General features: G+C 56.8%; 4 protein-coding genes and 4 pseudogenes. 4 read left to right on the forward strand and 4 right to left on the reverse strand.

The window, feature by feature from the left end:
- From AB4Y40_RS42465 to AB4Y40_RS42475, 3 genes and pseudogenes are all read right to left on the reverse strand, one after another.
- On the reverse strand, positions 1-607 hold a 607-nt coding region (locus AB4Y40_RS42465; protein WP_368692952.1), incomplete at its 3' end, for an ATP-binding protein.
- Positions 604-2,096: pseudogene (istA, locus tag AB4Y40_RS42470) on the reverse strand (IS21 family transposase). The gene AB4Y40_RS42465 and the pseudogene istA, both read right to left, overlap by 4 nt.
- A gap of 400 nt (positions 2,097-2,496) precedes the next feature.
- Positions 2,497-2,607, reverse strand: a pseudogene (locus tag AB4Y40_RS42475) (IS110 family transposase); the annotation flags it as partial.
- Positions 2,608-2,856: 249 nt separating this feature from the next.
- Here AB4Y40_RS42475 and AB4Y40_RS42480 point away from each other — a divergent pair.
- From AB4Y40_RS42480 to AB4Y40_RS42495, 4 genes and pseudogenes are all read left to right on the forward strand, one after another.
- A complete protein-coding gene (locus AB4Y40_RS42480; RefSeq protein ID WP_368692954.1) occupies positions 2,857-3,342 on the forward strand; it encodes a winged helix-turn-helix domain-containing protein in 486 nt (161 codons plus the stop codon).
- A gap of 49 nt (positions 3,343-3,391) precedes the next feature.
- Entirely contained in the window at positions 3,392-3,553 is a 162-nt protein-coding gene (locus AB4Y40_RS42485; protein ID WP_368692955.1) for a hypothetical protein, read from the forward strand.
- Between the two features lie 17 nt (positions 3,554-3,570).
- Positions 3,571-3,675: pseudogene (locus tag AB4Y40_RS42490) on the forward strand (transposase); the annotation flags it as partial.
- A gap of 183 nt (positions 3,676-3,858) precedes the next feature.
- A pseudogene (locus AB4Y40_RS42495) lies at positions 3,859-4,273 on the forward strand (IS110 family transposase); the annotation flags it as partial.
- Between the two features lie 126 nt (positions 4,274-4,399).
- Here the strand turns inward: AB4Y40_RS42495 and AB4Y40_RS42500 are convergent.
- Positions 4,400-5,788, reverse strand: a complete 1,389-nt coding sequence (locus AB4Y40_RS42500; RefSeq protein WP_368692953.1) for an MATE family efflux transporter — start codon at positions 5,786-5,788, stop codon at positions 4,400-4,402.
- Positions 5,789-6,519: the final 731 nt, after the last annotated feature.

Consider the following 6,519-nt stretch of genomic DNA (forward strand, 5'->3'; position numbering starts at 1 on the left):
TCAGAAGACTTTTTCGCTCATACCTCTCGGCAATCAGCTCGAACAGAACGCTGGTTTCGGCCTGGTCCTTGCGGGCATACGACAGGTCGTCGAGGATGATCAAATCGAAGCGATCGAGCTTGGCCAGTGCGGAAGGCAACTGCAGGCTCTGGCGCGCGGCCTGCAGCTTCTGGACGAGCTCGCTGGTACGCGTGAACAGCACGCGGTAGCCGACGTCGATCAATGCATGACCAATAGCCGAACCCAGGTGGCTTTTTCCAACCCCAGGCGGGCCGAACAGGAGAACCGTGGCGCCTTTCTCCAGCCATGACTCTCCGGTGGCCAGCGCCGTGACATGCGCTTTTGAGACCATCGGCACGGCGCCGAAGTCGAAGGTGGCGAGCGTCTTGGTCGGGTCCAGATGCGACTCGGTACGGTGCCGCTCGATGCGTCGTTTGGCGCGTTCGGCCAGCTCGTGCTCTAGCAGTGCGCCGAGCAGGCGTGCGGCCGGCCAGGCTTCCTTGTCCGAACGCTCGGCGAACTCGGGCCACAACCTGCCGATCGTTGGCAAACGCAGATCGTTGAGCATCAGGGCCAGGCGGCCACCATCATGCGCGGGCGCGTTCATGCTGCCACCTTCTCGAGCAGTTCGTCATAGACGGCAACGGGCGGCATCTGAACTTCGACATCGGGGCACTGGGCCTCACGGGGTGCGTACTGTTCACGCAGCGCCTTGAGATCGGGAAGCTCGCCGGTTTCCAGCAACACATCAAGCTGCGCGGCCAGTACGGCCTCCACGCCGTGCAGGCCTGCAAGCTCTAGCAGGCCGACCATCGTCTTGCATGCGTCGCGCTGAGACAGGCGCGCATCGAGTTGTTCCCAGGTTCTGCGGTACGCCTCGCGCGGGAACAGGGCGTCACGAAACGCGAGCCCCTTGAATGCCTGGGGTTTGCGCTTCAGGGAGTCAATGAAGTGGCGGTAATCAAGCGCGTGGCGGTTGTCGCGCGCACGTGAGCCCCGAGCGGTGCTGTGCACCAGTACGCCGGACAGGTAACAGTCGAGCCGGTCGCCGTAGACGCGCACCTTCAGCCGGTGACCAATCAGGCGCGACGGCGCACTGTAGAGGATGCCCCGCACCGTGAACGTGCTGCAGCGGGTCAAGGAGCCTCCTCCTCGGCGAAGTCAGTGGTACGGTACTCCGGCAGATCCTGAAGCTGCTGGCGCTCGATACGGAACGCGGCGGCGCAGCGCCGGTTTCGGCGCATCACCTGTTCGCGGATGAATTCGTCGTAGGCGGCACGGTCAACGAAGTCGCGATGGCCACGCAGCATCAGGGCTTGATCGACTGCGTCCTTGAGATACCGGTGCGAGGATTCGACGCTTCCGTTCTCGTGACCCAGGCCGCGATTGTTGCGCGTGCCCTGCATCTCGTAGTGATCGAGCAGCGCCTTGTAACGGGTCGTGAAGTCCTCCTTCTCACTCAGGTTCTTGAAGGCGGCAGAGAGACTGTCGGTGCGATGCTCGCGCGGGCAACCTCCCGCCTGCCACAGAGCATTCTGCAAGCCGTTGGCGAGGGCTTCGAAGCTCTCGCCGCCCTCGACCACGCAGGCGTACTCCCAGCGCGAGAATGCCAGTACGAAGTGATACAGCCGGTGCTCGAACGGTGCGCCGCCGATCGTCACGCACAGCTTGCTCATATCGGTGAAGTCGGACAGCCCGCGCACGCCGGGCTGATGCTCCTGGGGGAAGAAGATCTCCTGGCTGGGACCTTCGAGCGCCCGCCATTGAGAAATGCGTCGTTCCAGCGTGCGACGCATGCTGTCGGGATAGCGACCCGGGTGATCATCCTGCAGCTTGCGCAGGATCGTGATGCCCATCAGATGAGGGGCATTGCGCAGCAACGGCACGACCTCGCTGTCCCAGACATCGGCAAACGGATCGGGACGGGTGCGCCAGGAGCGCCGCGGCTTCTGGGACGGCAACGTCGCGTCACGCTCGATGCGGCGTGCGCTGCGTACGCTTATTCCTGCCTTCGCGGCCGCGAGTTCCTGCGGATGGTGTTTGCGCTTGTTCATGTAGAGGCGAACCTGTTGGTCGGTGATGCGGGTTCCAGACATGTGCTGACCGCTTCTTCTTTAAGAATCGATCAGCCATCCTATTGCCCCGCCGACGCGGCGCCGCCGGTGGTTCGTCGTCTCCGGCGGCTACGCCGCCTCCGACTCCTCACCACCGGCCAAAACAAACGTCAACGACCGGCCAACATAATTGTCGCCCCCCACAAACCGACGGGGCGTGCGGCTAGGTGGCTGGATCTTCGAATGGACCTCTCTGCGAAGGCAAGCGTTGCGTGAGCCTTATGATCACCACTTCTCTTCATCGCGAGGAGTTCGTAGCCATCGCGAACAAGCGTTAGCAAGTGCAACGCGTGTTACTGCCCAACTTAGCTTGCGGCAGCCAGATGGAAGGGTTACGTTGCATGAAGGGCGGCGCGAGCGTCCAGCCTTGCACACCGTTGGTCAGACCAATCCCATCGAGCAGATCTGCCTTAGCGCGTCGCCAGTGGCGTTCGACAGGGATGCTCGCGGGATCGATGACATGACACTCAATCCCGCGGGCCCGCAGTGCACGATGATCCAGAATGCATCGGGGGCCGGCTTCGTACGTAGCAGACAACAACATGCCCGCTGGTCTGCACTGTCCATCCATCCGAGTTTGCTGCTCAATCGCTCAATCAAGTCCCGCAAGATCCTGCAGACGGCCCGCAGGGCTTCAATTGTTGACTTACTGACCGGTGCACCAATAGTGCGTAAAACGGGTGTGAAGACGAAAACTGATGCTCGAAACGTCGACGGAGCCACGCAGGCGCACCTGAGAAAAATGGTGGTGCAAGCGGTGGTTGGTGAAATGACGCAAACTGCGGCGGCTCACACATTCGGGGTGAGCCTGCGAGCGATAGGCAACTGGATGAAGCGCTCGCGAGAAGGCGGCTTGAGATCGCTCAGGCCAGGCAAGCGTGGGCGTTGGCCGGGAAGTGGCCGGCTGGATCATCGGCAGGCCGTGAGAATCCGCAAGCTGATCCTCGAACGGATGCCGGATCAGCTGGCGTTGCCGTTCTACCTGCGAACTCGCGAATCGGTGGCGCAGCTCATCGAGCGGGAGTATGGCATCAAGGTGTCTGCGTGGACGGTCGGTCGATACCTGAAGGCGTGGGGCATGAGTGCCTATAAGCCGGTACGGCGAGCCTATGAGAGAAACGGTGCGAGCATCGCGCGCTGGCTGAACGAAGACTATCCGCAGATCGCGAAAGAGGCGAAGCAGAAGAAGGCGACGATCTACTGGGGTGACGAAATTGGGGTTGCGTAGTGATCACATCGGCGGCACGAGCTTCGCACTCAAGGGGCAAACGCCAGTTGTGCGCGCGACGGGACAAAGCTTCGGCTGCAATATGATCTCGGCTATCACCAACCGAGGAGCATTGAACTTCATGGTCTTCGAGGGCAAGTTCAGGAACGTCACGCTCATCGAATCTCTGAAGCGCAAGCGCATGCTCAAACAGGCCGCGCACAAGATCTGATAGTTGACGGCCATCCCGTGCATCGGTCTAAGGCAGTCAGGCGATTCGTCGCCGTTCATGGTCAACGTCTGCGTCTGATTCAACTGCCGGGATATTACCCTGAGCTCAATCCGGACGAGCTGCTCAATCAGGACGTGAAGACCAATGCGCTCGGCAAGAATCGAAGCGCCAGCAAGGCGGAGATGATCGACGGCGTTCGCTGTCATCTGCGTCGTCGGCAAAAGAAGCCTCACGTGATCCGCAACCTCAGTAAGTATAAGGGTCGTCCTCTCCAGCGTTCGGTTGTGGACTTCCCCGTCCCGAGGCTGCGGAAAAAGGAAGTCCATGCCTCTCCCGTTACCGTCGGAAACACGAAAAACGTCTTTGCCATCCATGGAGGTGGATGAGGCCGGCAAGGCGATGTTAAGCAAATCTCGCGTAATGCGTGACCAACTGATAGTGGTGATCGCGCAGTTGCTGCCTTGTCTGAGATCGGCATTGAGGCCTGCTCGGGCGCGCATCATTGGGCACGTGTATTCCCGCATGGCTATACGGTGAAGTTGATGGCACCAAAGTTGGTCGCGCCGTATCGGATGTCTGGCAAACGCGGCAAGAACGACGCAGCGGATGCTGCCCATCTGTGAGGCGGTGACCCGGCCCAGCATGCGTTTCTTGCCAGGCAAGGACGACGAACACCAGCAGGCAACGCTTTGCTTGCGTCGCACGCGACAAGGATTCGTCTAGGAACGAACCGCGACATACAACCGGCTGCGCAGTTTTCTCTCTCCTATAATTCGCAGGGTAAAACAATTACTTTGGTGACCTCAAGTGTACTTTCGTCTTCGTACCCGTTTAACGCACTGCGCATTATTTGGTACACCGCTCACTGATTCGTTGAAGATGCCTTAGAAGTGCCTTTCCGCCACCTACCGCAACGAGTGACATTATTAGTGCGCTCGGTAGCAGACCGAGAAAGACGCCACACCAGACCCCAGTTCCTGAGACTAGGTCCACTCCACCGAGCCGAAGCCGATGCGTCGCGAACGCATCTCCCAAAATCGCAACACCTATCCAGAGGCTAATTATCTGCATAAGCGCAGGAAACACATTAATACCAAGCGCACGCAAAGCCGCCGCGGCACCGGTTTGAACGCAGTCGACGAAAATCACTAATGAAAGGTAGATAAGAACTTTATTTGAGGCCGCCAAAATTTTCTCATCTGCCGTGTGAAGTCGGAAGGCCGCGGAGCCAAGAAGCATATATAAAACGGCAAGTGAAAGGCCGACTACCATCGCGATGAAAATCGCCGTTCTTGCTTTGCGGTCCGCCCCACTTGATCCATCAAGCCCGAACGCGTAGCTTATTTTAACGGAAATTAAAATTGCCATGGAAAAGATCAACGTGTATCCGACATTATATAAATTATAGACGATTTGATGCGCATTTAGTTGGTTGGCGCCGAACTTACTTATCAATATGGCCATGTATCCGAACGCTGCAACTTCGGAAAGCGCCGAAAATGCAATGGGCACACCAGTCTTCAAGAGAGACACCAACTCAGTTGGTTCCCGAGATAAAATAAAATTAAATCGGAACATGGTAAACCGTCTATCGAAGAAGAATAGTAGTGTAGCGGATATGCACATAATATAGAAGGCGATGGTGGTCGATAGTCCACAACCAATTAGGCCAAGGTGGAAGTGTGGACCGTCGACCAGCGCCAGAGACAGAGTAACTTTTGCTATCAAGCCGATAGCCTGCAGTAGGGAAATATATATTGTGGCTCGAACCGAGTTCGCGATGCAGGCGATCAGGCGAAAGAGAGTGGCCGGCAATGCACTGAACGTGAGAGCGTCAAGATAATCTCGGGCTGCGACTACTGAATAAGACGGTTGATTTGACCAATGATGGATTGTCGAAAAATACTTCAGAACAAGAAAGAGGAATGCAGCAACAAAAAATCCCGACGTAAAACCATAGTAAGCGATGTTCTTTAGTGTTCCAATGGACTCCTCCGCTATGGCCCTCGTGGCTTTGATGGTGATCGCAGAAAAAAACGCGGTCATGGTAACAATAAGCGGACCGTAAATCGCGTTTCCCAATGCCAAGCCGCTGAGTAGATCTGGCTTTCTGTTGCCGACGATAAGAGCGTCGGAGACAGAGTAGGCAACTACGAGCAGTTGCCCAACCCAGATTGAAAAGAAGAAGGAAAGATCGCCCTTCAAGTTTGCGAAAGATGATCCATGCTCAGACACTTGAAATCTCCGCTGTCAACCCTGTACGATGACCGCATATGGAAGGCGCTGTTCTTCGTCGTTTCCCCCAGCGCGCCACCATCGTCAAGATGGCCAGATTAAGAAGAACAGATCGCTTTGTGATGGCGATCGGTTTCTGGCAGCCGACTGCTTTTTTGAGCGACAGATCGTCCTTGTACGAATTGTGCTGTTTTCTCTGCCGACACCAGAGATCGTCTATCCTTGTTAACAAAATTGCAATCCGAACGGCAGGTCACGAAGAGACCCCGACTAAAAATAAGAATGAACCTTCGACATGCAGATCCGACACGGCCTGCCAGCACAGAAGAGCAACAATCGCGCCAATTACAGATAAGGGCCCAAAAAGCTTTCCGCTTGTATAACAATGCTTGAATAGTACACGGTGGGCCTCCGGCTAAACAGCCATTTGTTGTGGGTCCGACAAAGCCCACATCTGCGGCGAAGGTTGTCCAGTTCGCGACATATCGGTAGGTTCCCTGATCGGTAAAAAACTACCGTTTTGACAAGCGAGTTTGATCGGTCGTCGCTCAAGGGTTCTGTCGCGGTAAGAATGAGAGGTTAGTAATGTCCCAATACGATACGGACTAGGGAAGGTCTTATGTGGACGCCTCCCGGATTGCAAACAGTGTTGCGATTTTTGGCTTTCAGGTAAAGGCAGCACGCTTATGTCCGGCCCGTTTTCGCAGGTCGGTATGCGCCTGCAGGCCCTA

Origin of the sequence: Paraburkholderia sp. EG287B, from assembly GCF_040965595.1 — a bacterium.
Classification (GTDB): Bacteria; Pseudomonadota; Gammaproteobacteria; order Burkholderiales; family Burkholderiaceae; genus Paraburkholderia.